The sequence below is a fragment of the Sphingobium sp. BS19 genome (genome assembly GCF_027925545.1).
GTDB lineage: Bacteria > Pseudomonadota > Alphaproteobacteria > Sphingomonadales > Sphingomonadaceae > Sphingobium.
On the sequence record NZ_BSEF01000005.1, the window covers coordinates 129846 to 154317 of the forward strand.

Genomic DNA, 24472 nt, shown 5'->3' on the forward strand with positions numbered 1-24472 from the left:
GGGGTCAGCCTTGCTGGGCCATTGCGGCGGCGACCGATGCCTCGATCGCGTCCTTGGTCGGGTTGCCGCGCAGCGTGAGGCCGCCGTTTACCTGCATCGTCTCGCCTGTCATGAAGCATTCGTCGCTGGCCAGCCAGACACAGCCCGCCGCTATATCCTGAGACGTGCCATAGCGGCCCAGCGGATAGCCCTTTGCAAAGGCATCCATCAGGCCGGGAACGGCGGCGGCCTCCGCCGTCATCGGGGTTTCGGTGACGCCGGGGGAAATGCTGTTCACGCGAATGCCCAGATGCCCGAACTCATTGGCGATGGTGCGCAGCATGTGATCGGTGCCGGCCTTCGTCGCCATATAGGCGCTGTGGTCGTGGAACATGATCGATGCCGTCGCCGAAGTCACCTGAATGATCGATCCGCCCTCGTCCTGCATGACCGGGATCAGCGCCTGCGCAAACTGAAACGGGCCACGGAGCTGGAGCGCATACATCCGGTCGAAATCGTCGTCCGTGGTTTCGAGGAAGGGTTTCAGCAGACCCCAGCCGGTTGCGTTGACGGCAATATCGATACCGCCCAATGCCTCGCGCGTCGTTTCCACCATCGCGAAGATGCTGACACGGTCGGTAAAATCGCATTCGACCGCGATCCCGCCGATTTCCTCGGCCAGCGTATCGAGGATCGCGCGATTGCGACCCGCCACAGCGACCTTTGCGCCTTCCGCCGCGAAGCGTCGGGCAATGACTTGCGCCATATTATCCTTGCCCGCCGCGCCGACAACCAGCGCGGCTTTCCCCGCAAGACGTCCGCTCATACGAACTCGTCCGCGCGGGGGGTGCGGCGGAGCGCCTGACCAGCAGTCACGTCGATGCGCTGGCCGGTGACGAAGGCTTCGTCGCTGGCGAGCCAGAGGGCGGTGTTGGCGACGTCCTCGACCGTTGGAAAACGGCCCAAGGGCATTTCCTTGAGGAAGGCGTTTGTGACTGCTTCGATGCCGAAATAATCCTCAGTCATCGCGCTTTTCGTAAAACCGGGGGCGATGCTGTTAACGCGAATGCCCCGTGCCCCAAGCTCATTGGCAGCAACACGTACATAGACATCAGCGCCGCCTTTCGACCCGGCATAGGCACCCAGATCGGGTGCCTGCACTAACACGGTCAGCGACGACGCCGTGATGATCGAGCCGCCGCCGGTCATCGCCTTCGCCATATGCTTGATGAACAAGGCAGTGCCGACGAAATGAATGTCCGACTGGCTGCGCAGGCTTTCGGCGGTGACGTCCAGCACGGATGCCTGTGCGCTTTGCCCGGCGTAATTAACGGCAATATCGAGATGGCCGTAATGCTCCAGCGCCGTCTGTGCGAGCGCGGCGAGCGATGCCTCGTCGGCAATGTCACAGGCAACGCCGATGCCGCCAAGTTCCTCAGCGATCTCTTCCACCGCTTCCTTGCGCCGCGCCGCCAGAACGACTTGCGCGCCTTCCTCGACGAACCGCCGCGCCGTTGCCGCGCCCATGCTGCGCGCGTCGGAAGCGCCAAGAATGACGGCGACCTTTCCTGTCAAACGTCCCATTTAATATCTGCCTTTCTGTCGCGACCCTCTCCGGCCGTCAGCATTCTTCGGTGTCGAGCATGGTGAAGCGGCGATAGGAGAAGGCCCAGACGCCATCGCGCTTGCGATAGCGGTCGTCATATTGCCCCATCACGCGCAACCGCTGTCCGTCAACGGTACGCGCAAGCTCGCTGCTGTAGGACCGCCCCGTGGCGGTATCGCCATCGACCACGACATCGCCCTGCGTGCCATGCATCACAACGAACGGGAAGCCCGCCATCGCGTCCAGCCATGCGGCCACAATGGCATCGCGACCGACGACAGTGTCAGGGCCGAAGAGATACCATTCGGCATCCTTGTCCCACGATGTCGACCACAGATCGGCGTCCCGCTGATTGACGCCATCGATATAGCGGGCAAGCGCGCGGTTGATTCCGACGATATCCTTTGCTTCGCTCATTCCTTGTCATCCAGTTCGCCGTGGATGCCGCAGGCGTCGTTGAGCAGTTCGTGGAAACGCTGAATGCGCTTTTCCTGACCCGAAATATATCCGCCGCGATAGCCCATCGAGTGCAGCCCCTGTTGCTGCCCCACGGCGATGGTCATGTCCTGGTCAGCGACATAGCCCAGCGTTTCCGCGCCATAGATAACCGTCTCGCGTTCGCACGACTTGAACGGGCGCATACCCACCGGCGTTACGACCTCGGTGCGTCCCTTGACCGGCGGCATCATGTACCAATGGTCGAAAATGCACTTTTCCGGATCGGTCGGATGCGGTTCAGAGCGCAGGATCTGGAAGCCGTCCGGGCTCATCGTGATCGTGGTGTTCGGCCAGAGCGTGTAGTGGTGGTAATCGGTCAGTTCGCTGTCGCTCATCGTTTCGAAATGCACGAAGCCGCGTTCGGGACCGAGGCGACGCTTCGCCTGCTGGATAGCAGCGCGCGCTTCGGTGGCGCGGTCGGTAAAGTCAGCCGGGTCCAGTTCCCATTCGCGCAGGCTATCCTCGACCAGCGGCTGCATCGCATCGGGATAATCGAGGCGCTTGGAAGGATGGCAACCCTTTTGCACCATGCGGTTATGGCCGCTGGGATACATTTCGAAACTGGTGTCGGTATATTCGTCGTCGATGAAGCTGGCCAGTTCCGGGTGGAGCGTGGGCAGATGATAACTTTCGTTGAAATTGTCGCGAATGATCTTCCAGTTGCAGGGAATCTCGCACCGCACGTCGAGCACGCGCACCATCTTTTCCATCTGATAGCCTGCCAACTGCTGCGGCAGCGGCGCAAGCCAGTCATGCAAAGGCTGCGCATTGCGATCCATGTTGAACCACACGAACGGTCCCCAGGTATCGACGGCTATTTCGGTCAGATGCGCCTTGCCGCAGGGATTGCCCGCCGGAAAATCCTCCGCATCCTGTGCGAAGAGCAGCGTGCCGTCCTTGCCGAACTGCCAGCCATGATAGGAACAGGTGATCCGCTCATTGCTGCCCATGTCCGACCAGAGCAGCCGGTTGCCGCGATGGACGCAGGCGTTGAAAAAGGCGCGGATCGAGCCGTCGTCCTGCCGCATCATAATGACGCTGTCGCGCATCAGGTTGTGCGTGATCCAATCGCCCGGCTCCTCCAGATCAGCCAGCAGACCGCCGATATGCCAAACCTTTGCAAAGACATGCTTCCATTCGGCACGCGCCCACGCCTTGCTGTAATAGCGTTCGCAAGTAATGGGATCGCCACGCACCGGCGGGTCATAAGCTTCCAGCGTCCGGCCCAGAAAATGCTCTTTCGTCACGCTTCTCTCCATAAGATCACGACTTTAGAACAGCGTAGCAGGTCAAGTGACAATGCAAACTCGGCTTTATGCTAGGCGGTGAGGGGTGTCAGGCGATGGTGGGCGACCTAGTGGAAACACAAGTCGCCACCTTTGCCCAGCCTATCTACCTTGCGCCCAACGCTAAGCCGACAGGAGAGGCAATTGCAGGATATTGAACGCGAAATACGCGATTTGACCGCGCGTCGGGATATTACGCAGGCGATTCAGGATTATATGCGCGGGCAGGACCGGCTTGACCGCGACCTGCAACTGCGTTCCTTCCACCCCGATGCCGATGTCGACTGCGGCCTGCTGCGTGGCGGACCGGAAGCCTATACCGATTTTGCACAGGGGTTTCTGGCCGACCTCGTTTCCAGCCAGCATTTGCTGGGTCAGATCGACCTTTCCATTGATCTCGATGCAGGCACCGCGACGGGCGAAGTCTATTTCTTTGCTTGGCACCGCACCAATGAGAATGACGAGCCGAAAGACCTGTTCATGGCCGGGCGCTATATCGACGAATATAGCTGCAAGGATGGCAAATGGGCGATCCAGCGGCGGCGTGAACTGATCGACTGGGCGCGGCACGATGCGGCGAGCGACGGCATATTGAACGAGATGCCCGCCATTCACTTGTCCGGCCGCAAGGGCGCGGATTTCAGCCAGACGCGCGATTGGGCGTCGGGCACTTCGGGACGATAAGAACCATGACCGATACCAACCGCCGTTTCCTGCTGACTGCCCGTCCCGACGGGATGCCCAAGGACAGCGACTTCGCGCTGGTCGATGCGCCGCTGCCGGAATTGCAGCCGGGGGAGTTCCTGATCCGCAACCATTATGCCTCGCTCGATCCGGCGATACGGGGTTGGCTGGACGATGTGCCGAGCTATCTGCCCCCGGTCGCGCTTGGCGATCCGGTGCGCGCCACGACGGTGGGTATCGTTGAAGAGAGCAAGGCCGAGGGTTTCAAGCCCGGCGACTGGGTGATGGGCCTGAACGGTATCGAGCACTATTCGGTCGGCAAGCTGGGCGGGTTTACGCAGCCCATCGACGTCAGCCTTGTGCCTTCGCCGACCAACTTCCTGTCGGTCATGGGTGCGGTGGGCCTGACGGCCTATTTCGGCGTGATCGAGATATTGCAGCCTAAAAGCGGCCAGACCTTGCTGGTCAGCGGCGCGGCGGGTGCGGTGGGTTCGCTCGTTGGTCAGTTGGGCAAGCGGGCGGGATGCCGGGTGATCGGCATTGCTGGCGGTCCGGCAAAATGCGCGCGCCTGATCGACGATTACGGTTTCGACGCTGCAATCGATTATCGCGGCAAGGACGCAGCGGCGCTGAGCGCGGACATCGGCGCGGCGGCACCTGATGGCATCGATCTGGTGTTCGAAAATGTTGGCGGCGTCGGGCTGGACGCGACGCTCGACCATCTGAACCAGTTCGCACAGGTCGCGCTGTGCGGGCTGATCTCCGAATATAATTCGGAGCATTATGGCACGCGCAACCTATGGCAACTGATCGTCCACAGCGCGACGATCCGGGGGTTCCTGATCAGCGAATTTCTCGACCGGTTCGTGGAAGGCGGCACAGCCATGGCGAAGATGGCCGCCGAAGGCACGCTGCGCTTCGACGAGCATATCGAGGAAGGCATCGACAACGCCCTCCCCGCCTTCCTGCGCCTGTTCGAAGGGTCCAATCAGGGCAAGATGATCCTGAAACTGATTTAGGGGAAAAGCGTGTCCAGATGTGCCAATGACTGCCGCGCGGCCTCCGCGGGCGTCATGGCGCGGAAGGCGTGGGACAGGATTTCCACGCCGAAGGGGCCTTCGTAGCTGCATTTATCCAGCGCCTGTAGGAAATCGGCGATGGGAAACGCCCCCGCGCCGGGTGGCAGGCGGTCGTTGATCGTTTCCTCCAGAAAATCGCCTTGCTGCGATAACGGGCCATCGTCCAGTTCGACATGGGTAACGATTCCCGGCGGCAGCGCGGCTATGGCCTCCATCGTGATCCCGCCGCGAACCATGTGCCAGATATCGAGCAGCAGACCGCCATTGCTGCGCCCCGCCCCCTCCACGATGGCCCGCCCGGTTTCCAGCGTTGCGATGCTGGACGGCGGGAACAGTTCGATGGTGACGGCGGTGCCAACCTCCGCTGCTTCATCGCACAGGATGGCGAACGCTTCGATGGTGGCGTCGCGCGAAACATAGGGCAGCGTCAGATCGCCCGCGACCTTGATGTGGCGCGCGCCGATGGCTGCGGCGGCGTGCAACATTTCACGGCGCTGACGGTCGGACGCTGCGCGACGGTCGCCGCTTGCGAACCAGTCCGTCAGCACTTCGACTTCCCGGACTGCCAGTCCGTTGTCGTTAAGGATCGCATTCACCTCCGCCGCGCCAATGGTCGCAAGCAAATGGGCGATATCCTGATGTCCGAAGCCAAAGCCGCCATAGCCCGCCTGCGCCGCTGCACAGGCGCGTTCAGCGAGCGAATGCGGGCTGATCGTTATGGCGTCGAACGGACCGATATTGCCCGCCAGCGTGAAATAGGTCGGTATGAAAAGCGGTCGCGCCCTCACGCCGCGCGATCTTCCGTGAGTATTTGAGCCGCCCGCCAGCCGAGCGCCATCGCAGGCGCGTTGGTGTTCCCCGAAATCGTGCCGGGCATGACGGAGCAGTCCGCGACCCGCAGCCCTTCCACGCCACGCACCTTCAGCCGCGCGTCGAGAACGGCAGTCTCTCCGCCGCCCATCCGGCATGTGCCGACGCCATGCAGGCCGCTGGTGGACAAGGCGCGGAAACTGTCGAGCAGCGCTTCGTCGCTTTGCACCTGCGCGCCGGGGATGCACTCCTCGCCGACATCCTGCGCCAAGGCGGGTTGCGCGACATAGTCCCGCATCATGCGGATCGACGCGATGGCGGCAGTGCGATCTTCCGGCGTCGAGAGCCAGTTGGGGTGAATGGATGCAGGCGACTCCGGTTCCGGCCCGGTGATCTGAATGCTGCCTTCGCTCGTCATGCGCAGGAGGGTGCCGGACACCGTCATCCCCGGCGTCTTGGCGACTGCGCCCAGAGGCACCGGATGATTGTCGTCCGCGAGCGCAAACATATAGCCGCTCAGATACAGTTGCAGGTCGGTGCGCTGGCCGATGCCCATCGTGCTCAGGAACGCGCCGATTTCGAACGGCCCGGTCGCCATCGGCCCGCCGCGCGTCAGATAATAGCGGGCGACCGATGCCAGCAGCCCCTTGCCGTAATAATGCCCAGCGATGCCGCTGTCGCGCTTGAGGCGGAAGGGCATGGTGAAGGACAAATGCTCCAGCATCCGGCGACCCACATCGGGGCTGTGAAACCGGGTTTCAACGCCCGCGGCCTGCAGCACCGCTCCATCGCCGATACCCGACCGTTGCAGCAGGCGCGGGCTTTCCAACGTACCCGCGCTCAGGATGATTTCCCCCGCGCAGTTGACCGAAAAGTCGCCCCGTTCGGGATTGCGCAGCCCCAGCCCTACCGCACGCCCGTTTGAGATACGCACATTGCGCGCCAGCGTGTCGGTGACGATATGCAGGTTGCTCCGCTTTGCCGCCTTGCGCAGGAAGGCGACGGCACCGCTTTGGCGACGACCCTTGCGGATATTGTGGCTGTAATAGCCGACACGTCCGCCGCCGCGACTGTTGAGGTCATCGGTGCGCGCAAGGCCCATCGCCTCCCCCGCCGCGATCATCCGTTCGGCCAGCGGATAGCGATAGGTGTCGGGTGTGACATGCACCGGGCCGCCCTGCCCGCGCGTCTCGCTGCCGCCCATGCCGTGATCTTCTATGGCGCGATAGGCCGCCAGCATCGAGCCAGCGTTCCAGCCGGTGCAGCCCGCCGCTTCCCAATCGTCATAGTCCGCCGCTTCGCCTCGGCTCCAGATCATGCCGTTGATGGAGGAGGAACCGCCCAGCCCCTTGCCCCTGATCCACACTTCATGCGGGTCGGCATCGGGCGTCCGGGGCTGATCGACCTGATAGGCCCAGATATGCGACGGACTGGTGACGAGCTTGGCGATCCCCTTGGGCATGGTGATCCAGGGCGAGCGGTCCGGCCCGCCTGCTTCCACCAGCAGCACGCGATTGCGCGGATCGGCGGACAGCCGCTCGGCCAGCACACAGCCGGACGAGCCTGCACCGATGATGATATAATCGTAACTGTCCGCCAGTGCGCCCTGCATATCCGCTCCCTATGTTTGGAGCGAGGATCGACGGGCGAGCGCCCGCCGACTACTGGCGTTTACGTCAGGCGGTCTTGTGGGCGCGCTTGATCTTCTTGGCGAGCGACCATTTGTGGACCTCGGTCGGGCCGTCATAGATGCGGAAAGCGCGGATTTCGCGGAACACCTGTTCGACGATGGTGTCCTGCGTTACGCCGGTGCCGCCCATCACCTGAACGCAGCGGTCAGCGATGCGGAACAACGCTTCGGACACCGCCACCTTCGCCATAGAGCTTTCGGTCGTGCCCAGTTCACCGCTGTCCAGCACCCCGGCGCACCAATCGATGATGAGTTCGCATTGCTTCAGGTCGATCATGTTTTCGGCGAGCGGAAAGCCGACGCCTTCGTGATCGATCAGCGGCTTGCCGAACGCGTGGCGGCGGCAGGCATAATCGGTCGCGATTTCCTGCGCGCGGGTGCACGCGCCAAGCCAGCGCATACAGTGCGTAAGCCGCGCGGGGCTGAGGCGGATCTGGGCATAGTCGAAGCCTTTGTGCACTTCGCCCAATATCTGATCGGTGGACACGCGCAGGTTCTCGATGGCGATGATCGCGTGGCCGCCGGGCATCGAATTGTCGATGGTGTCCAGCACCCGCTCGATGCGAATGGCCGGATCGGGCAAATCGACGAGGAACATGGTGGCGGCGAGTTTATCGGCGGTGCCGCTGTTCGCCATGACTATGCCGACCTTTGCACCTTCGGCACCGGTAATGAACGCCTTGCGCCCGTTGATGACCCAGTGGTTCCCGTCCAGCACCGCGCGCGTCTTCAGCATCGAAGGGTCCGACCCCGCGCCGCCATCTTCCGCCGGTTCGGTCATGAAGAAAGCGGAACGCGCCTCACCCGCGATCATCGGCGCAAGGAAGCGTTCCTTCTGCTCGGCACTGCCGACCTTGCCCAACAGATACATATTGCCTTCGTCCGGCGCTGCGGTGTTGAGCGCCAGCGGTCCGAGCGGCGACAGGCCCGATTTGCGCAGGACCAGCGCGACTTCGCTGTGCATCAGATGGCTGCCGTCGGGCAGGATATGCGGCGTCATCAACCCGGCGTCGCGCGCCTTCTGCTTAAGTTCGGCGGCGAGTTCTTCGCTCGGCCCATGCGAGGTGCGGCGCGTATCCTTTTCATAAGGGATGACGACCGTGCGGACGAAATCCTCGACACGGGCAGCAATTTCAAGGGCGCGTTCTGTGTAAGCCATTACGGGCATTCCTTCGTTTGAATATCAGCGATTGGCCGTGGCGCGGGCGATGGCGGCAAGTTCGGGCAGCACCGTCACCAGACTGGCCGCTTCGGGAGAGGATGCGGTGCCACGCACCATCCGTCCCTTGATCCCATGGATGATTGCGGCAAAGCGGAACATGTTGAACGACAGATAGAAATTGAGGTTGTCGATCCCGTCCCGTCCGGTGCGTTCACAATAAGCGGCGACATATTCCGCTTCGGTCGGGATGCCTAGCGCGCGAAGGTCCGCGCCCTTGAACCCGCCGATGATATGCGGCGGCAAATGATACATCATCAGATGATAAGTGAAATCGCCCAGCGGATGACCCAGCGTCGACAGTTCCCAGTCCAGCACCGCAAGGATGCGCGGCTCCGTGGCGTGCCAGATCATGTTGTCGGCACGGAAATCACCGTGAACGACGGCACTTTCATCGCCCGGCGGAATATGCGCTGGTAACCATTCGGCCAGCCAGTCCATATCATCCAGCCGCCCTGCCGCGACATCCTGCGCATATTGCCCGGACCATCGGGTAATCTGCCGGGAGAAATAATTGCCGGGGCGGCCATAGTCGGCAAGGTCCGCTGCAACCGGGTCGATGGCATGAAGCTGGGCTATGGTAGCGTTCATTGCGTCGAAATGGCGGGCGCGGTTGGCGGGATCGAGACCGGGGAGTGTCGAATCCCAGAAGATGCGCCCTTCCACCATATCCATGACATAGAAGGCCGTGCCGATGACGTCGGCATCCTCGCACAGAGCATAGGCTTTCGCGACCGGGAACCCCGCTGCCCCCAGCGCACGGATCACGCGATATTCGCGTTCTATGGCATGTGCGCCCTTGAGCAACTGGCCCGGTGGCTTGCGACGCATGACATAGCTGCGCGCGGGGGTGATGAGTTTGTAGGTCGGGTTGGACTGGCCGCCCTTGAACTGCTCAACCGTCAGCGGACCTGCGAAATCCGCGACATTCTGTCCGAGCCATTCGGCAAGGCGCGCCGCATCGAACCCGTGGCCGTCTCGAATGGCGCCGGACCCGGCAAAACGCTGTTCGCGATCAGTGCTGCTCATATGCTGCCTTCCGGCTCCCGTCCTGCGATCATCTGTGGTCTGGCGATATTTGTACTGGGCATAGCCTATCGCTGCCACCCGTGCTTTGCGATTCTCGCCGTGCAAAGTCCCCTCTTGTATGTGACAGGTGCACGGTTGCCGCTTTCCGGCACCATGCCATGATGGACATATTGCACAAGGCTCCGCCGCTTCCGCCCTTTCCCCATCGGCTCGAAGGCCGCATCGCGCTGGTGACGGGTGCGGCGTCCGGGCTGGGCGCAGCGATTGCAGCGCGGCTGGCAGGCGAAGGCGCGATAGTCTGGGTCGCGGACATCGACGAGCAAGGCGCTGTGGCACATGCGGCAACGCTTGCGGGCGCACAGGCGATGACGTTGGACGTCACATCGAAAGAGCAATGGCATAGCGCGATAGCCCGGATCGAAGCTGCGCATGGGCGGCTGGACATACTCGTCAACAATGCCGGGATCACGACCATGGGGTCCATCGAAACGCTGGATGTAGAGGCGCTCCGGCACGAACTGGAGATCGATGTCATCGGCGTGTTCCTGGGATGCCAGAGCGCCCTGCCGCTTATGAAGAAAACCGGCGGATCGATCGTCAACATGGCATCGGCGGCGGGCCTGAAGGCCGATCCGGGCCTTGTCGGCTATAACGCAGCAAAGGCGGCCGTGACGCTGATGACCAAATCCATCGCGCTCCATTGCGCAAAGGAAAAATACGGCATCCGCTGCAACAGCGTCCATCCCGGCGCGATCCACACGCCGATCATCGACAAGGTGTTGGCGCAAGTACCCAATCCGGAGGAAACGCTGGCTGGGTTCCTGTCGGTTCACCCCATCGGCCATCTGGGTCATCCCGACGATATCGCCTCTATCGTTGCGTTTCTCGCGTCGGACGAAGCGCGCTTTGCGACAGGTGCGGCGTTCAGCATCGATGGTGGGATGACGGCGCTATAGCGCGATAGCCAAACGCAACGGCGATGCGGGTGCACAGCCCCTCTTTTAACGACTGCATAATTACGCCATATCCTGTCCATGTCATCGACCCTGGTATCTATCGAACCCGCCACCGGCGCCCATTTATGGGAAAAGCCGATCAGCGATGTCTCCGCCGAAGTCGCGCGCGCCCGTGAAGCCTGGCCCTTATGGGCGGCCAAACCGCTGGCCATCCGCGTCGAGACGATGCGGCGCTTCGCCAACGCCGTGCGGGCGAAGGAAGAGGCGCTTGCCGACCTGATCTCACGCGAGACCGGCAAGCCGCTTTGGGACGCGCGCACCGAAGTCGCCGCCGTGATCGGCAAGGTGGATATTTCCATCGCCGCCTATTCCGAGCGCACCGGCATGAAACGGCTGGAAGGCGCGATGGGGATGAAGCAGGCCGTCCGCCACAAGCCGCATGGCGTGATGGCGGTGCTGGGGCCGTATAATTTCCCGGCGCATCTGCCCAACGGTCACATCGTTCCGGCGCTGATCGCGGGCAACGCGATTGTGTTCAAGCCATCGGAAAAGACGCCTGCGGTGGGCGAGATGCTCGTCGATCTTTATTATCAGGCCGGGGTTCCCGAAGGGCTGGTGCGCCTTATCGCGGGCGGCCCGGACGAAGGCCGCGCGCTGACGGCCAATCCCGACGTCAATGGCATATTGTTCACCGGCTCCGCCAACACCGGCATCGCCATTAACAAGGCGTTTGCCGGTCAGCCGGATAAGATCCTGGCGCTGGAAATGGGTGGCAACAACCCCATCGTCGTGTGGGACACGCCCGACATTGCCAGCGCGGCTTCGCTCGTCGCGCAATCGGCGTTTCTGTCCGCGGGCCAGCGCTGCACGGCGGCGAAGCGCCTGATCGTGCGCGACAGTCTGGCCAGCCTGCTGATCGCCGAAGTGAAGAAGATCGCCGACAGGATGATCGTCGATCATCCCCATGCCAATCCGCAGCCTTATATGGGTCCGGTGATCGACAATCAGGCTGCCGATGGCCTGACCGAAAGTTTCCTGATCCTGATGAGCAATGGCGGGCGGCCGATCAAACATATGGTGCGGCCGCATAAGGACTTGCCCTTCGTCTCGCCCGCCATGATCGACGTAACCGACATGCCCGAACGCCCCGACATCGAATTGTTCGGGCCGCTGTTGCAGGTGATCCGCGTTCCCGATTTCGATTCCGCCATCGCTGAAGCCAACAACACCCGCTACGGCCTGTCCGCCTCGCTGATCGGCGGCACGCCGGAGCATTACGACCAGTTCTGGTCCAATGTGCGCGCGGGCATCATTAACTGGAACCGCCCGACCAACGGCGCATCCTCTGCCGCACCGTTCGGTGGCGTCGGCCTGTCAGGCAATCACCGCGCCAGCGCTTATTATGCTGCCGATTATTGCGCATTCCCGGTGGTATCGTCGGAATCCGACCAGCCCCGCGCCAGCATCGCCGTGGGTCTGAAAGACGTCGACGTTTCTGCCATGGGCGATTGAGGGCCAAACATTTCCTACATGCGTCGCAATCCATTCTCGGTTGCGATGCAGCAGGCGGGTCGCCATTTGCGGATCATGGAAATCAATAGCTCTGGAACAGTCTATCTGGTCGGCGCCGGTCCCGGCGACCCCGATCTGCTGACGCTCCGCGCGGCGCGGCTGATCGCGGCCGCGGAACTGATCGTGCATGACGGGCTGGTCGATGACGCGATACTGGCGATGGCGCGCCCCGATGCGCGCTTGATCAGCGTGGCCAAGAGCCGCAGCCGTCATTCGATGCCGCAGGACCAGATCAACGCGCTGCTGGTGCAGGAAGCGCTGGCCGGACGCGATGTCGTGCGGCTGAAAGGCGGCGATCCGTTCATTTTCGGGCGCGGCGGCGAAGAGGCGGAGGATTGCCGCGCCGCCGGTGTCCGCGTCGAGATCGTGCCGGGTATCAGCGCGGCCATCGGCTGCGCAGCGCAAGCGCAAATCCCGCTGACCCATCGCGATGCGTCCAGCGCGGTCACCTTCGTTGCGGGCCAGTGCAAGGGCCTGACCGATCAGGATTGGTCGGGCCTCGCGGGCGTCGGTCGCACATTGGTGATCTACATGGGCGTGGCCACCGCAAACGACATAGCCGATAAGCTGATCGCCGATGGCGTATCGCCCGGCACGCCTGTTGCGGTGCTGGAAAAAGGCACCCGACATGACGCGCGCGCGATGCGGACATTGCTGGCCGATCTGGGCGGCATGATCGCGCGCGAGCAGGTGCAAAGCCCTGCGCTGATCGTCGTGGGCGATGTAGTATTGCGCGGCAATGCGGAAGACAGGCTGGCGGCGTTCGCTGCGCAAATGGAGAGCTTTTCGTGAAAATTTTGACGGGCAATGACTTGCCGACGGGCGATGTCATCTGGTGGGCGGGCGATGGCTGGTCGCGCCTTGTCGCCGATGCAGTGGACGTTGGCGAAACCGGAGACGACCTTGCCCGGCGCGAGGAAGCCGCGCGGCATGTCGTGGGCGCCTATGTGATCGACGCTACGCCGTCGGACGATGGCCCCCGCCCCGCCCATATCAAGGATCGCATCCGGGCGCTCGGCCCCACGGTGCGCCCCGACCTCACGCTGAAACCGGCGGACCCCAACGCCGGACAGTGGGTAATTTAAGGGCCAATCTGACATGTATCGTTACGACCAATATGACCAGTCGATCGTCGAGGCCCGCGTTGAGGAGTTTCGCGACCAGACCAATCGCCGCCTTGCCGGTGCGCTGACCGAGGACCAGTTCAAGCCGCTGCGGCTGATGAACGGCCTCTATCTGCAACTCCACGCCTATATGCTGCGCGTGGCCATTCCCTATGGCACGCTGTCGGGCAAGCAGATGCGGATGCTGGGCCATATCGCGCGCAAATATGATCGCGATTACGCGCATTTCACGACGCGGCAGAACCTGCAGTATAACTGGATCAAGCTGGAGGATGCGCCGGACATCCTAGCCGAGCTGGCCACGGTCGAGATGCACGCCATCCAGACCAGCGGCAATTGCATCCGCAATATCTCATCGGACCAATATGCCGGTGTCGCAGCGGACGAAATCGTCGATCCGCGCCCCTGGGCCGAACTGCTGCGTCAGTGGTCGAGCTTCCACCCTGAATTCACCTATCTGCCGCGCAAGTTCAAGATCGCCGTGATCGCGTCGGAAGAAGACCGCGCCGCGATGCGCCTGCACGATATCGGTATCGAGCTGGTAAAGCGCGATGGTGTCGTCGGTGCGCGGATTTTCGCGGGCGGCGGCATGGGCCGCACGCCGATGGTCGCGCCTGAAATCAGGGACTTTGTGGGCGAAGACGAGATCATTTCTTATATCGAGGCCTGCCTGCGCGTCTACAATCGCTACGGTCGCCGCGACAACAAGTACAAGGCGCGGATCAAGATCCTAGTCCACGAAATCGGCAAGGACGAATATAAGCGGCAGGTCGAGGAAGAATTTCTCGCGATGAAGCAGCTTGGCCTCAATCCGCCAACTGCAGAGCTGGACCGCATTCGCGGCTACTTCGCCGATCCTGCATACGAGACAGGACTGTCGGACGACATCGATCGCTCCGACCCTGCTTTTGCGCTGTGGATCGACCAGAATGTGAAGGCGCACAAGCAGCCCGGCTATGCCATCGTCAACATCAGCCTGAAGCCAATTGGCGGCATCCCGGGTGACGCATCGTCGGCGCAGATCGACCTGATGGCGGACCTTGCCGAGCGCTTCTCGCTGGACGAATTGCGCGTCACCCATGCGCAGAACATCGTGCTGCCCTTCGTGAAAAAGGCGGACCTGTATGCGATCTGGCAGGAACTGGATGCAGTAGGACTGGCCGAAGCCAATCTGGACTTGATCAGCGACATCATCGCCTGCCCTGGCCTCGATTATTGCAGCCTCGCCAATGCACGCTCGATCACCGTCGCGCAAAAGATCGCCGAGCGCTTCGCCGATCCGGTGCGGCAGCGTGATCTGGGCGAATTGAAACTGAAGATTTCCGGCTGCATCAATGCCTGCGGCCACCATCATGCCGGACATATCGGCATATTGGGTGTCGACCGGCGCGGCGTCGAAAACTATCAGCTTTCGCTTGGTGGATCGGGCGCGGAAGATGCGAGCGTCGGCAGCATCACTGGTCCCGGCTTCGATGAGAACGGAATCGTCGATGCCGTTGAAAAAGTCACTGACCTTTACGTCCGCGAACGCACCGAAGGCGAACGCTTCCTCGACACCTATCGCCGTCTGGGCATGAAGCCGTTCAAGGAGGCCCTCTATGGTTGATTTCCTGTCTTTCCGCGATGACGAGCCGGGTCAGGAACCGACCGTGACCGTCGAGGCCTTTGCGGGCCAGACCAACGCCACCGCCGTCCGGATCGAACCGAGCGACGACGCGCGTCAGTTGCTGGGGACGCTGGATCGGATTTCGCTAGTCGAAGTGAACTTCCCGGTCTTCGGCGACGGGCGCGGCTATTCCGCCGCACGTATCCTGCGCGAAGCAGGCTATACGGGCGAACTGCGTGCGGTGGGCGATGTGCTGGTCGATCAGTTGATGGCGATGCGCCGTTGCGGCTTCGACAGCTTCCAACCCGATCATCCGTTCGATCAGGCTGTCGTCGATACCACGCTCGCGCGCTATAAGGACGTATATCAAAAGTCCGTCGATGGCCGCGTGCCCGTTTGGGCCAAGCGCCATCCCGAGGCCGCGAATGGCTGAGGCAGCACGCAAGCTGGACATTATCGATAGCCGTCCTGCCTTTACGCAGGCGGATGCCGATGCGCTCAACGCTCGCTTCGCGGGTGTCGATACGCTGCCCATGCTGCGCACCTTGTTTGCCGAAAAGACGCTGGGGCGGATCGCCACTGTCTCCTCCTTCGGCACTGAAAGCGCTGTGCTGCTGCATCTGGTGGCGCAGGCGGACCCAGACGTGCCGGTAATCTTCGTCGATACGCTCAAAATGTTTCCTGAGACGCTTGCCTATCGCGATCTGCTCGTGGCGCGCTTCGGCATTCGCGACAGTCAGACGGTCACACCCAATCTGGAAGTGCTGGCAAAGAAGGACGAGACGGGCCTGCGCTGGTCCTACGATCCCGACGGTTGCTGCGAAATCCGCAAGGTCGAACCTTTGGCACGCGCCAAGGACGGGCTGGATGCGTGGATATCCGGTCGCAAGGCGTTTCAGGCCGCCACCCGCCAGAACATCCCCCGTTTCGAAGTGGCGAACGGCCAGATGAAACTGAACCCGCTGGGGGACTGGACCAAGGACGATCTGGACGCCTATTTCGAGACGCACGATCTGCCGCGCCATCCGCTGGAAGCGGAAGGCTATCCCTCTATCGGTTGCGAGCCGTGCACATCGAAGGTTCTGCCCGGCGAAGACCCGCGTGCGGGACGGTGGCGCGGATGGGACAAGGTCGAATGCGGCATCCATTCGCCGGTCTCCCCACTCGACCCGAACGACCCGGCAAACCTGCCGTCTTTTTGACCTTCATGCCAGCGTAACCCGTAAGCGGCGCAGGCCGATCGAGTCGTGCCTGAGCAGGGCGCGAACATCGGCCGCGTCGTTCACGTCCCAGAGGTTTCTCTCCTCAACGAACCTCATAGCGACACTTCAGCTCGGTCGTGATCGCGCCGATCGCGCCATAGGATCCTGACCAGCTCTCCCAAACCGCCGCAGCCCAGTCGCGCACCGCCCGCACGTAATCCGACGATCCGACCTTCAGCGCGACATCGAAGATCGTGACGCCCGCCCGGCGTTCGGGAGAAGGGAGCTCAGGATAATCCCGCGTGGTATCGACGAGGAACTTGAGCCGATCCCGTGCCTCGAAGCCCGTCATCCCGTCGACGAGCTGAAGATGGAGGGAGACGAGATGCGAGACGAGCGATTTGGCCGGGTGGTTCACCGCATGTTGAACGGCGTAGCAATCGACCGTCAGTTGATGCACGGCCGAGTAGATGACGACGTTCTCGTACTCACTCGCGAGCACCTCGGAGAAAAGAGACCAACATTCAGGCGAGGCAGGGATATAACGGTGCCCGGCCACCTTCGCCTGACGTGGCAGGATCAGACCACAGCCGGGACATTCCACATCATGCTCAACTGTCAGGATACCCCGCTCCACGCGTTACGCGCCACTTGATACTGCTTTTCATGAAGGCAAGAGGCATGGTACGCAAGGCGTTGCGCGACGGGAAGGTGACATGCGCTACTGTTCATCCGGGCGGTGTTGGCTTAAGGGCCACCGCGAATAAACAAAACGGAGCGGTCGCATGCCCGACATATTTCAACTGACCTACACCAGCACTGCGTCTCACCCGCCCGGGGTACAAGACTGCAGCGAAATCCTCGCCAAGTCGCGGCGGAACAACAGTAAGTTCGATGTCACTGGGGTGCTCGTCCACAACACCACCCATTTTTTACAGACAATCGAAGGACCGGAACTGATCGTGCGAATTCTGTACGACAGAATATCGAAAGATCCGCTGCACCATACGCTCAGTATCGTGGATGCGTGCATGCTGGAGCGTCGGCAATTTGGCGGGTGGGCGATGGCCTATGACGATGGCAACAGCGGCCCCGTCCTACGCGGTAAGATCGAAACATTGCTCGAACGCTGCGGGCCGCCGGTTAAGGCGCAATTTTGGGTGCCATCCACGCATGCAGGGCATACAGGTTCGATCGCCCACTAATCTCCCGTTTTGACGGTTGCATCCTGATAATAGGGGACCCGCCAATGGGGCGCATCGGGGTTGCGGACAACGGCGTGCTGGGGCGTTGCGATATCCGCCCGCGCCAGCACGACACGGTCGACCTTCAATTTGGGCGGCGGTGCAGTGGGAACGTCGCGCGGTGCCGATGCAATTGCCGCCTTCACCGGGGGAAGAGCCGCTACGCGCACAGGTGGCGGGGGCGCTGCCTGTGTCGCAAGCTGAATGTCTCGCACCCTGCCGTCCCATGCCGGGGCAATATCCCCTGACAGGCTGGCAACGTCCACCTCGATCCGCAAAAACGGCCCGCTTTGGCCGTCGGATACGCTGACCACTCCGCCCATATCGGTGGCGGCAAACAGCTTTTTGGCGAACGCGAGCGGTACGCGGATGCAGCCATGTGAGGCCGGATAGCCTGGCAGTTGCCCGCCATGAATGGCGATCCCGCCCCATGTCAGCCGCTGCATATAGGGCATCGGCGCATTGCTGTAGATATTCGAGCGGTGATGAACGTTCTTCTGCAGGATGCGGAATTCGCCCAGCGGCGTGTCTTTCCCCGGCTTACCGGTGGACACAGTCGACACGCCGATCAGTGCGCCATCGCGATAGACGTAGAGATGCTGCCGGTCGATGCTGACCATGATAGCGACCGGCCCGGTACCGCTATCGGTCTCGTCCCACAAGAACTGACCGGGCAGCAGCGACGAAGAGGCACTTTTGGCCAATGTCGGCGACAAAGCGGCCATTGCGCTGCACGGCACGAGGATCGCCGCGAGCGCCAGTAGCGCGCTATTCGTAGGCAATCGCGCCATAGCTATCCTCGGCAAGGTCGCTGAACTTGGTGATCTTGGCATCGAACTTCATGCGGATGCGCCCCGTGGAACCATGGCGCTGTTTTGCGACGATCAGTTCGGCGAGGCCATAGACCTTTTCCATCTCTTCGGCCCAGACGCGATGCTCTTCGCTCTCCACATCGCGCGGCTGCTTGGCGGAAACGTAATAATCCTCGCGGAACACGAACCACACCATGTCCGCGTCCTGCTCGATCGACCCCGATTCGCGAAGGTCGGACAGTTGAGGGCGCTTGTCTTCGCGCTGTTCCACCGCGCGGCTAAGCTGCGACAGCGCCAGAACCGGGACATGAAGTTCCTTCGCCAACGTCTTCAAACCACGCGAAATTTCGGAAATTTCCTGCACGCGATTGTCGCCGCCCTTGCCGGTGCCCTGCAACAATTGAAGATAATCGATGACGATGAAGCCAATGTCGTGCCGCCGCTTCAATCGGCGCGCACGGGTGCGCAGCGCGGCGATGGTGAGGCCCGGCGTATCGTCGATGAACAGCGGCAGATCCTGCAACTCACGCGCCGCGCGCGACAGGTTCTGGAAATCGGCATGGCTGATCTTGCCCATGCGCAATGCTTCGCCGCTGATCCCCGATTGTTCGGCCAGCACGCGCGTAGCCAACTGATCGGCGGACATTTCGAGCGAAAAGAACGCCGTCTTTGCACCCATATTCTTGGCCGCATCGATCCCCTCGGCATCGTCGCGCACCCAGCGCGAGGCGGCGTTATAGGCGATGTTGGTCGCTAGCGAAGTCTTGCCCATGCCCGGACGTCCCGCCAGGATCATCAAGTCGGAATTGTGCAGGCCGCCGATTTTCTCGTTCAGTGAATTCAGCCCGGTGGTGATCCCCGACAGATGCCCGCCGCTATTGAGCGCACGCTCCGCCTGCTTCACGGCCAGCGTACTGGCGGTCAGGAAGCTCTTGACCGACCCCGTCTCGCCTTCGCCTTCGGACACCTTGTACAGCGCGACTTCCGCCGCTTCGATCTGCGCGCGCGGATCGACATCCTCGCTGGTGTCCAGCGCGTTTTCAACGAGTTCGCGGCCGACCCCGACAAGCTCTCGCAACAAGGCGAGATCGTAAATCTGCGTCGCGAAATCGCGCGCGCCGATCAGCGCCGCGCCATTGCCCGTCAGTTGCGCAAGATAGGCCGCGCCGCCCAGTTCCTTCAGCGCCGGGTCCTGCTCCACCATCGGCTTCAACGTTACCGGATTGGCGACCATGTTCTTTTCGAGCAGCCGCATGATCGCGTCGTAGATGCGCCCGTGCAGCGGCTCAAAGAAATGTTCGGCGCGCAGCTTCATCTGCACGTCTTCGGCAATGCGATTGTCGATCATCAGCGCGCCCAGCAGCGCGGCTTCCGCCTCCACATTGCGCGGCAGTTCCTGCGGCGCCGCATCTCCCGCGGGCATCAACTTCATCACTTCGGCCATGGCTCTATCATCGGCCTGTTCGCCGTCAGGAGCAAGTCCGGCGCGACAAGGCGCTGTGGATGACCTGTGGACGAAGCTGTGGATAACTTGATTCCTTCCCGTTCCGGCGAAAGGGAGATACTTATGGCCTCTTGCATTTCCCGGCTCATCGCCGCACTGACAACACAGCAATATGGCCGATCCCCGCATCATAGATATCGAGCTGGACCAGCGTACGATCATCTGGCGCAATGCCGATGTCGAGCAGGAGCGCCGGATTGCGATCTTCGACCTGCTCGAAGAAAACCATTTCGCGCCGCAGCGGGAGCATCCCGACAAGTACGCCGGCCCCTACAAAGTGCGGCTGGGTGTCGAGGAAGGGCGGCTGGTCATAGAGATTCGGCGGGAGGACGACAGCCCGCTGGAAACCATAATCCTTGGTCTTGCGCGGTTTCGCCGTGCGATCAAAGACTATTTCGCGATTTGCGACAGCTATTATCAGGCGATCCGCGCTGCCACGCCGCAGCAGATTGAAACGATCGACATGGCCCGCCGGGGCATCCACAACGAGGCTGCGGATATCCTGAAGGAACGGCTGGACGGGAAGATTGACGTCGATTTCGACACCGCCCGCCGCCTGTTCACGTTGCTCTGCGTTCTGCATATCAAGGGATAAGCAGTTGCGCGTACAACGAAATCGTGGCCGCAATTATCGCGGCACGCTCGGTCGAATCGGGCTGATCCTTATCGTGATGGCGATTTTGGCGGCGGCAGGCTGGGCCTATGCGATCCGCTGGGCACCGCCGCGCGACACCTATCCGATGCAGGGGCTTTCGGTCAGCGAAGCCGACGGTCCAATCGACTGGCGCACTGTCCGCGCCCGTCATGCCGACTTCGCTTATGTGCTGGCCTCTTCTGGCGCGCACCATCGCGATCCGGCTTTCGCCGCCAATTGGGCAGGCGCGCGAGCGGCTGGGCTGCGGTACGGCGCGGCGCATCGGTACAGCCTGTGCGACCGGGCGGTGGATCAGGCGACCTTGTTCATGGCAACCGTGCCGCGCGACAATGCTGCCTTGCCCCCCGTCGCCCGGCTCGATTTCGACCCGCGATGCGCCCGCCGCCCCGGCCGCGATATCGTGCTGTCGGACCTCAACACCTTCCTGAACCTGATTGAAGCGCATTCCGGCAAGCCTGCACTGGTCCGCGTGTCGAAGGCGTTCGATGCGCAATATGATATCGGCGCAGGCATCAACCGCACGCTGTGGCTGGAGGGGAACTTCATCGCCCCGGATTATGCCAGCCGCCCCTGGGTGATGTGGACCGCATCGGACATGCGGCGGCTTGACGGCGTCGACGCCCCGGTGGAATGGGATGTCGTAGCGCAATGACAGACAGCCCCGCCCTTCCCCCCGCAGACATCACCGCGTTGATCGCATCGGCGCGCGGCGCGATGGCTCATGCTCATGCGCCATACAGCCGCTTTGCCGTTGGCGCAGCCGTACGGCTGACTGACGGAACGGTCGTGACCGGCAGCAATTTCGAAAACGCAAGCTATGGCCTGTCGCTCTGCGCTGAGACGGTGGCGATTGCCACGATCAGCGCGCAGGGACGTCTCGCCGATATTACCGCCATTGCCGTCAGCGGCGGCCCGATGGATGCCGCCGCCGATCCTTCCGCCGTCATCACCCCCTGCGGTCGCTGCCGTCAGGTGATGAACGAAGCCGAGCAGATGGCAGGCCGCACCCTTGCCATCTATTGCGTCGCGCCGGTGGGCGATGCGATCCACGAACATCGGGTGGCCGATCTGCTGCCCCACGCCTTTGGTCCCGCCAATCTGGGCATCGCGCCCCTGAAGGACGCTTGAGACATGAGCATACTTTCCGACAAATGGATCCGCAAACAGGCACAGGAAAACGGCATGATCGAGCCGTTCGTGGAGAGCCAGCGGCGCGATGGCTGCATTAGCTATGGTCTGTCCTCCTATGGCTATGACGCGCGCGTCGCGGACGAGTTCAAGATCTTCACCAATATCGACAGCGTCATCGTGGACCCCAAGGATTTCGCCGCGAACAGCTTCGTCGACCGCCAGACCGATTGCTGCATCATCCCGCCCAACAGCTTTGCGCTGGCCCGCACGGTCGAATATTTCCGTGTGCCGCGTGACGTGCTGGTGATCTGCCTTGGCAAATCGACTTATGCGCGGTGCGGCATCATCGTGAACGTCACCCCGCTAGAACCGGGTTGGGAGGGCCATGTGACGCTGGAATTTTCCAACACAACGCCGCTTCCCGCCAAGATTTACGCCAATGAAGGCGCGTGCCAGTTCCTGTTCCTGGAAGGCAATGAACCCTGCGAAACGAGCTATGCCGACCGCGCCGGCAAATATATGGGACAAAAGGGCGTGACGCTGCCCCGGCTTTGAGTTAGCCCTTTGTAACAGCGGACTTAGGGCCTGTCCGCCAAGGGTAGCGCCTATGCTGGGTTTCTTTCGCAAGTCCCCCTCCCCAGACCCCGACAGCGTCGATGAAGACGCCATCGAAACGCGCGCAGCCAGCATCGGCGATGACAAGCGCGTCTATGCCATCGGCGATATCCACGGGCGTGCCGACCTGCTGATCGATCTGTTGCGTCGGATCGACGACAATGACGCCGATTGCATCCCCTGCCCCACCGAACTCATCCTGCTGGGCGACCTGATAGACCGGGGGCCGCAATCCTGTCAGGTGGTGGACCATGCGCTCAAGCTGGCGAGAGCAGGGGTGCCGATCCGCTTCATCAAAGGCAATCACGAGGAAATCTTCGTCGAGGCGGCGCGTGGCGATGTGGCATCGGTGCGCTTCTTTTGCCGTATCGGCGGCGAGCAGACGCTGCTCAGCTATGGTCTGAGCGCAGCGGACTATGCCAAGATGAAGGCAGAGGACATAGGCCAGTGGATGCTCGCCAATATCCCCCGCGCTCATGTCGATTTTCTCGATAGCTTTTCCGACATGATCGAAATGGGCGACTATGTCTTCGTCCATGCCGGTGTACGTCCGGGCGTGGCACTGAACGCGCAGAACAGCCAGGATTTACACTGGATACGCGGCGATTTCCTCAAATGCCCCGACCCTTTCGACAAGGTCGTCATTCATGGCCACACCATTACGCAGGACGTGGACGAACATCCCAACCGCATCGGCATCGACACCGGCGCGTATCTTAGCGGACGGCTGACTGCCATCGGCCTTCAGGGCGACGAACACTGGTTTCTTTCCACAGCAGATTGAACGACTTGCGGACAGCGCAGAGGCATTGCACAACAGCGCGCATGAAAACCGCTCCCTTGCTCGCCGCGACTGCGCTCGCCCTCTTCGCCCCCGCCAGCTTTGCCCAGACCAAGGCGCCCGACCCTGCGCGATTGAAGACGACCGTCGAAAAGCTCGTCAGCTTCGGCACGCGCCACACGCTGTCCTCCGCCACCGATCCCAAACGCGGTATCGGCGCAGCGCGCAAATGGGGGGCGGCGGAGTTCGAGAAGATTTCCAAAGGCTGCGGCGGCTGTCTGAAGGTGGAGATGGTCGAGGACCGCTTCACCGGCCCGCGCGCGCCGGACGGCGTGAACGTCGTCGATGTGCTGGCGATCCAGCGTGGCACGGGCGATCCCAATCAGGTCGTGATCGTCGCGGGGCATATCGACAGCCGGGTGAGCGACGTGATGGACTTCACCAGCGATGCGCCGGGCGCGAATGACGATGCGTCGGGCACCGCGCTGGTGATCGAAGCGGCACGGGTGCTGGCGGGCGAGAAATTCGATGGCACCATCGTTTACGCGCTGCTCTCTGGCGAGGAACAAGGCCTCTGGGGCGGCAAGCTGCTCGCCGCGACCGCCAAGGCGCGCGGGTGGCAGGTGCGCGCCATGCTCAACAACGACATCGTCGGCAACACGCTGGGCCAGAACGGCAGCATCGTCGATCAGCGCGTGCGCGTATTTTCCGAAGGCGCGCGCTCTGCCGAGGATATCAAGGCCGCAATGACCCGGCGCGGCATCGGCGGCGAGGATGACAGCCCCTCGCGCGCCCTCGCCAAGAAGATCGACGGCATTGCGGCGGGCAACCCCGCCATTGGTCTGGACGTATTCGCGGTACGCCGCCCGGACCGCTTCGGGCGCGGCGGCGATCATACTCCGCTGCTGGAGGCTGGCTATCCGGCGGTGCGCTTTTCCGTGGGCGTCGAGAATTACGACCGCCAGCATCAGGATCTGCGCACTGAAAACGGCCGCGAATATGGCGACACCGTCTCAGCGATGGACTTCCCCTATCTCGCCAAGGTCACCGCGCTGAATGTCGCGGCCCTCCGCGATCTGGCCAGCGCCCCTGCCGCCCCGGCGACGGTCAGTCTGGACGGTGCCGTTTCCTCGGACACGAAGGTGATGTGGGACGCCGTGCCCGGTGCCGTCGCCTACCGCATCCGCTGGCGCAAGGCCGACGCGCAGGACTGGACCGATAGCCGCATCGTGAAAGACGCCACCGAAACGCTGCTGAAGGACGTCATCGTGGATGACACATTCATCGGCGTGGCGGCCGTCAGCGCGAGTGGTGCGGAAAGCATCGTGACGTTCGGCGGGATGGCACCACGGAAGTAGAAGTGCCTCCAAACCGTTCGCCCTGAGCTTGT

General features: G+C 62.2%; 27 protein-coding genes. 16 read left to right on the forward strand and 11 right to left on the reverse strand.

The window, feature by feature from the left end; translation table 11 throughout:
* Window positions 1–4: 4 nt before the first annotated feature.
* From QMG56_RS06775 to QMG56_RS06790, 4 genes are read right to left on the reverse strand one after another with little or no spacing between them, the layout of a single operon-like run.
* Window positions 5–805: an SDR family oxidoreductase gene (locus QMG56_RS06775; protein WP_281821823.1), complete on the reverse strand. Its 801-nt coding sequence runs from the start codon at window positions 803–805 to the stop codon at window positions 5–7.
* Window positions 802–1563, reverse strand: a complete 762-nt coding sequence (locus QMG56_RS06780; protein ID WP_281821824.1) for an SDR family NAD(P)-dependent oxidoreductase — start codon at window positions 1561–1563, stop codon at window positions 802–804. The genes QMG56_RS06775 and QMG56_RS06780 overlap by 4 nt, the downstream gene beginning before the upstream one ends.
* Window positions 1564–1600: 37 nt before the next feature.
* Window positions 1601–2002 (reverse strand): nuclear transport factor 2 family protein, encoded by a 402-nt coding sequence (locus tag QMG56_RS06785; RefSeq protein WP_281821825.1) that lies wholly within the window; start codon window positions 2000–2002, stop codon window positions 1601–1603.
* Complete coding sequence (locus QMG56_RS06790) at window positions 1999–3330, reverse strand: aromatic ring-hydroxylating dioxygenase subunit alpha (RefSeq protein ID WP_281821827.1); 1332 nt, start codon at window positions 3328–3330, stop codon at window positions 1999–2001. Before QMG56_RS06790 ends, QMG56_RS06785 begins: the two co-directional genes overlap by 4 nt.
* Window positions 3331–3513: 183 nt before the next feature.
* On the opposite strand from QMG56_RS06790, the gene QMG56_RS06795 reads away from it, so the two are divergent.
* Together QMG56_RS06795 and QMG56_RS06800 are read left to right on the forward strand one after the other, a co-directional pair.
* Window positions 3514–4053, forward strand: coding sequence for a nuclear transport factor 2 family protein (locus QMG56_RS06795; RefSeq protein ID WP_281821828.1), 540 nt, complete (start codon window positions 3514–3516; stop codon window positions 4051–4053).
* A 5-nt stretch (window positions 4054–4058) separates the two neighbouring features.
* Window positions 4059–5072 carry an NADP-dependent oxidoreductase gene (locus QMG56_RS06800; RefSeq protein ID WP_281821829.1) on the forward strand — a complete coding sequence of 338 codons (1014 nt, stop codon included), beginning with the start codon at window positions 4059–4061 and terminating at the stop codon, window positions 5070–5072.
* Here the strand turns inward: QMG56_RS06800 and QMG56_RS06805 are convergent.
* The 4 genes from QMG56_RS06805 to QMG56_RS06820 form a co-directional block, all read right to left on the reverse strand.
* Window positions 5069–5920: a sugar phosphate isomerase/epimerase gene (locus QMG56_RS06805; RefSeq protein ID WP_281821830.1), complete on the reverse strand. Its 852-nt coding sequence runs from the start codon at window positions 5918–5920 to the stop codon at window positions 5069–5071. The two genes, QMG56_RS06800 and QMG56_RS06805, sit on opposite strands and share 4 nt — an antisense overlap.
* Complete coding sequence (locus QMG56_RS06810; protein ID WP_281821832.1) at window positions 5917–7554, reverse strand: GMC family oxidoreductase; 1638 nt, start codon at window positions 7552–7554, stop codon at window positions 5917–5919. The genes QMG56_RS06805 and QMG56_RS06810 overlap by 4 nt, the downstream gene beginning before the upstream one ends.
* 64 nt (window positions 7555–7618) lie before the next feature.
* Window positions 7619–8791 (reverse strand): acyl-CoA dehydrogenase family protein, encoded by a 1173-nt coding sequence (locus QMG56_RS06815; RefSeq protein ID WP_281821834.1) that lies wholly within the window; start codon window positions 8789–8791, stop codon window positions 7619–7621.
* A 24-nt stretch (window positions 8792–8815) separates the two neighbouring features.
* The gene (locus QMG56_RS06820) at window positions 8816–9880 is read right to left on the reverse strand and encodes a phosphotransferase (protein ID WP_281821835.1); all 1065 of its coding nucleotides are present in this window, start codon (window positions 9878–9880) and stop codon (window positions 8816–8818) included.
* Between the two features lie 158 nt (window positions 9881–10038).
* Here QMG56_RS06820 and QMG56_RS06825 point away from each other — a divergent pair, with 158 nt between their 5' ends.
* The 7 genes from QMG56_RS06825 to QMG56_RS06855 all read left to right on the forward strand — a co-directional run bounded on the left by QMG56_RS06825 (window position 10039) and on the right by QMG56_RS06855 (window position 16340).
* Window positions 10039–10836: a glucose 1-dehydrogenase gene (locus QMG56_RS06825; protein ID WP_281821836.1), complete on the forward strand. Its 798-nt coding sequence runs from the start codon at window positions 10039–10041 to the stop codon at window positions 10834–10836.
* Between the two features lie 78 nt (window positions 10837–10914).
* On the forward strand, window positions 10915–12348 hold the full coding sequence (gene astD, locus QMG56_RS06830) for a succinylglutamate-semialdehyde dehydrogenase (RefSeq protein WP_281821837.1): 1434 nt from the start codon (window positions 10915–10917) through the stop codon (window positions 12346–12348).
* Between the two features lie 75 nt (window positions 12349–12423).
* Window positions 12424–13200 carry a uroporphyrinogen-III C-methyltransferase gene (gene cobA / locus QMG56_RS06835; RefSeq protein ID WP_230188849.1) on the forward strand — a complete coding sequence of 259 codons (777 nt, stop codon included), beginning with the start codon at window positions 12424–12426 and terminating at the stop codon, window positions 13198–13200.
* Complete coding sequence (locus QMG56_RS06840) at window positions 13197–13493, forward strand: DUF2849 domain-containing protein (RefSeq protein WP_230188665.1); 297 nt, start codon at window positions 13197–13199, stop codon at window positions 13491–13493. Before cobA ends, QMG56_RS06840 begins: the two co-directional genes overlap by 4 nt.
* Window positions 13494–13506: 13 nt before the next feature.
* Entirely contained in the window at window positions 13507–15138 is a 1632-nt protein-coding gene (locus tag QMG56_RS06845; protein WP_281821838.1) for a nitrite/sulfite reductase, read from the forward strand.
* A complete protein-coding gene (locus tag QMG56_RS06850; protein ID WP_230188663.1) occupies window positions 15131–15571 on the forward strand; it encodes a DUF934 domain-containing protein in 441 nt (146 codons plus the stop codon). The genes QMG56_RS06845 and QMG56_RS06850 overlap by 8 nt, the downstream gene beginning before the upstream one ends.
* Entirely contained in the window at window positions 15564–16340 is a 777-nt protein-coding gene (locus tag QMG56_RS06855; RefSeq protein WP_281821839.1) for a phosphoadenylyl-sulfate reductase, read from the forward strand. Before QMG56_RS06850 ends, QMG56_RS06855 begins: the two co-directional genes overlap by 8 nt.
* Window positions 16341–16443: 103 nt before the next feature.
* On the opposite strand, the gene QMG56_RS06860 is transcribed toward QMG56_RS06855, so the two are convergent.
* Window positions 16444–16977: a DUF5946 family protein gene (locus tag QMG56_RS06860; protein WP_281821841.1), complete on the reverse strand. Its 534-nt coding sequence runs from the start codon at window positions 16975–16977 to the stop codon at window positions 16444–16446.
* A gap of 148 nt (window positions 16978–17125) precedes the next feature.
* Here QMG56_RS06860 and QMG56_RS06865 point away from each other — a divergent pair, with 148 nt between their 5' ends.
* Window positions 17126–17545 carry a BLUF domain-containing protein gene (locus QMG56_RS06865; protein WP_281821842.1) on the forward strand — a complete coding sequence of 140 codons (420 nt, stop codon included), beginning with the start codon at window positions 17126–17128 and terminating at the stop codon, window positions 17543–17545.
* Here the strand turns inward: QMG56_RS06865 and QMG56_RS06870 are convergent.
* Entirely contained in the window at window positions 17542–18366 is an 825-nt protein-coding gene (locus QMG56_RS06870; protein WP_281821843.1) for a L,D-transpeptidase family protein, read from the reverse strand. The genes QMG56_RS06865 and QMG56_RS06870 overlap by 4 nt on opposite strands.
* The gene (locus tag QMG56_RS06875) at window positions 18353–19840 is read right to left on the reverse strand and encodes a replicative DNA helicase (protein ID WP_230188658.1); all 1488 of its coding nucleotides are present in this window, start codon (window positions 19838–19840) and stop codon (window positions 18353–18355) included. The genes QMG56_RS06870 and QMG56_RS06875 overlap by 14 nt, the downstream gene beginning before the upstream one ends.
* A gap of 172 nt (window positions 19841–20012) precedes the next feature.
* On the opposite strand from QMG56_RS06875, the gene QMG56_RS06880 reads away from it, so the two are divergent.
* The 6 genes from QMG56_RS06880 to QMG56_RS06905 all read left to right on the forward strand — a co-directional run bounded on the left by QMG56_RS06880 (window position 20013) and on the right by QMG56_RS06905 (window position 24440).
* Window positions 20013–20495, forward strand: coding sequence for a UPF0262 family protein (locus QMG56_RS06880; protein ID WP_230188657.1), 483 nt, complete (start codon window positions 20013–20015; stop codon window positions 20493–20495).
* A gap of 76 nt (window positions 20496–20571) precedes the next feature.
* Complete coding sequence (locus tag QMG56_RS06885; RefSeq protein WP_281821983.1) at window positions 20572–21207, forward strand: GH25 family lysozyme; 636 nt, start codon at window positions 20572–20574, stop codon at window positions 21205–21207.
* Entirely contained in the window at window positions 21204–21683 is a 480-nt protein-coding gene (locus tag QMG56_RS06890) for a cytidine deaminase (protein ID WP_281821844.1), read from the forward strand. The genes QMG56_RS06885 and QMG56_RS06890 overlap by 4 nt, the downstream gene beginning before the upstream one ends.
* A 3-nt stretch (window positions 21684–21686) precedes the next feature.
* Window positions 21687–22241, forward strand: a complete 555-nt coding sequence (gene dcd / locus QMG56_RS06895; protein WP_230188655.1) for a dCTP deaminase — start codon at window positions 21687–21689, stop codon at window positions 22239–22241.
* Between the two features lie 52 nt (window positions 22242–22293).
* A complete protein-coding gene (locus QMG56_RS06900; RefSeq protein WP_230188654.1) occupies window positions 22294–23085 on the forward strand; it encodes a metallophosphoesterase in 792 nt (263 codons plus the stop codon).
* Window positions 23086–23126: 41 nt separating this feature from the next.
* Window positions 23127–24440 carry a M28 family peptidase gene (locus QMG56_RS06905; RefSeq protein ID WP_281821845.1) on the forward strand — a complete coding sequence of 438 codons (1314 nt, stop codon included), beginning with the start codon at window positions 23127–23129 and terminating at the stop codon, window positions 24438–24440.
* Window positions 24441–24472 lie beyond the last annotated feature (32 nt).

Bases quoted from the DNA above. Each gene is read 5' to 3' on its own strand.
- QMG56_RS06775 (WP_281821823.1), bottom strand. From the start codon at position 805: ATGAGCGGACGTCTTGCGGGGAAAGCCGCGCTGGTTGTCGGCGCGGCG.
- QMG56_RS06780 (WP_281821824.1), bottom strand. From the start codon at position 1,563: ATGGGACGTTTGACAGGAAAGGTCGCCGTCATTCTTGGCGCTTCCGAC.
- QMG56_RS06785 (WP_281821825.1), bottom strand. From the start codon at position 2,002: ATGAGCGAAGCAAAGGATATCGTCGGAATCAACCGCGCGCTTGCCCGC.
- QMG56_RS06800 (WP_281821829.1), top strand. From the start codon at position 4,059: ATGACCGATACCAACCGCCGTTTCCTGCTGACTGCCCGTCCCGACGGG.
- QMG56_RS06810 (WP_281821832.1), bottom strand. From the start codon at position 7,554: ATGCAGGGCGCACTGGCGGACAGTTACGATTATATCATCATCGGTGCA.
- QMG56_RS06815 (WP_281821834.1), bottom strand. From the start codon at position 8,791: ATGGCTTACACAGAACGCGCCCTTGAAATTGCTGCCCGTGTCGAGGAT.
- QMG56_RS06820 (WP_281821835.1), bottom strand. From the start codon at position 9,880: ATGAGCAGCACTGATCGCGAACAGCGTTTTGCCGGGTCCGGCGCCATT.
- QMG56_RS06825 (WP_281821836.1), top strand. From the start codon at position 10,039: ATGATGGACATATTGCACAAGGCTCCGCCGCTTCCGCCCTTTCCCCAT.
- astD (WP_281821837.1), top strand. From the start codon at position 10,915: ATGTCATCGACCCTGGTATCTATCGAACCCGCCACCGGCGCCCATTTA.
- cobA (WP_230188849.1), top strand. From the start codon at position 12,424: ATGGAAATCAATAGCTCTGGAACAGTCTATCTGGTCGGCGCCGGTCCC.
- QMG56_RS06845 (WP_281821838.1), top strand. From the start codon at position 13,507: ATGTATCGTTACGACCAATATGACCAGTCGATCGTCGAGGCCCGCGTT.
- QMG56_RS06850 (WP_230188663.1), top strand. From the start codon at position 15,131: ATGGTTGATTTCCTGTCTTTCCGCGATGACGAGCCGGGTCAGGAACCG.
- QMG56_RS06855 (WP_281821839.1), top strand. From the start codon at position 15,564: ATGGCTGAGGCAGCACGCAAGCTGGACATTATCGATAGCCGTCCTGCC.
- QMG56_RS06865 (WP_281821842.1), top strand. From the start codon at position 17,126: ATGCCCGACATATTTCAACTGACCTACACCAGCACTGCGTCTCACCCG.
- QMG56_RS06875 (WP_230188658.1), bottom strand. From the start codon at position 19,840: ATGGCCGAAGTGATGAAGTTGATGCCCGCGGGAGATGCGGCGCCGCAG.
- QMG56_RS06880 (WP_230188657.1), top strand. From the start codon at position 20,013: ATGGCCGATCCCCGCATCATAGATATCGAGCTGGACCAGCGTACGATC.
- QMG56_RS06885 (WP_281821983.1), top strand. From the start codon at position 20,572: ATGGCGATTTTGGCGGCGGCAGGCTGGGCCTATGCGATCCGCTGGGCA.
- QMG56_RS06890 (WP_281821844.1), top strand. From the start codon at position 21,204: ATGACAGACAGCCCCGCCCTTCCCCCCGCAGACATCACCGCGTTGATC.
- dcd (WP_230188655.1), top strand. From the start codon at position 21,687: ATGAGCATACTTTCCGACAAATGGATCCGCAAACAGGCACAGGAAAAC.
- QMG56_RS06900 (WP_230188654.1), top strand. From the start codon at position 22,294: ATGCTGGGTTTCTTTCGCAAGTCCCCCTCCCCAGACCCCGACAGCGTC.
- QMG56_RS06905 (WP_281821845.1), top strand. From the start codon at position 23,127: ATGAAAACCGCTCCCTTGCTCGCCGCGACTGCGCTCGCCCTCTTCGCC.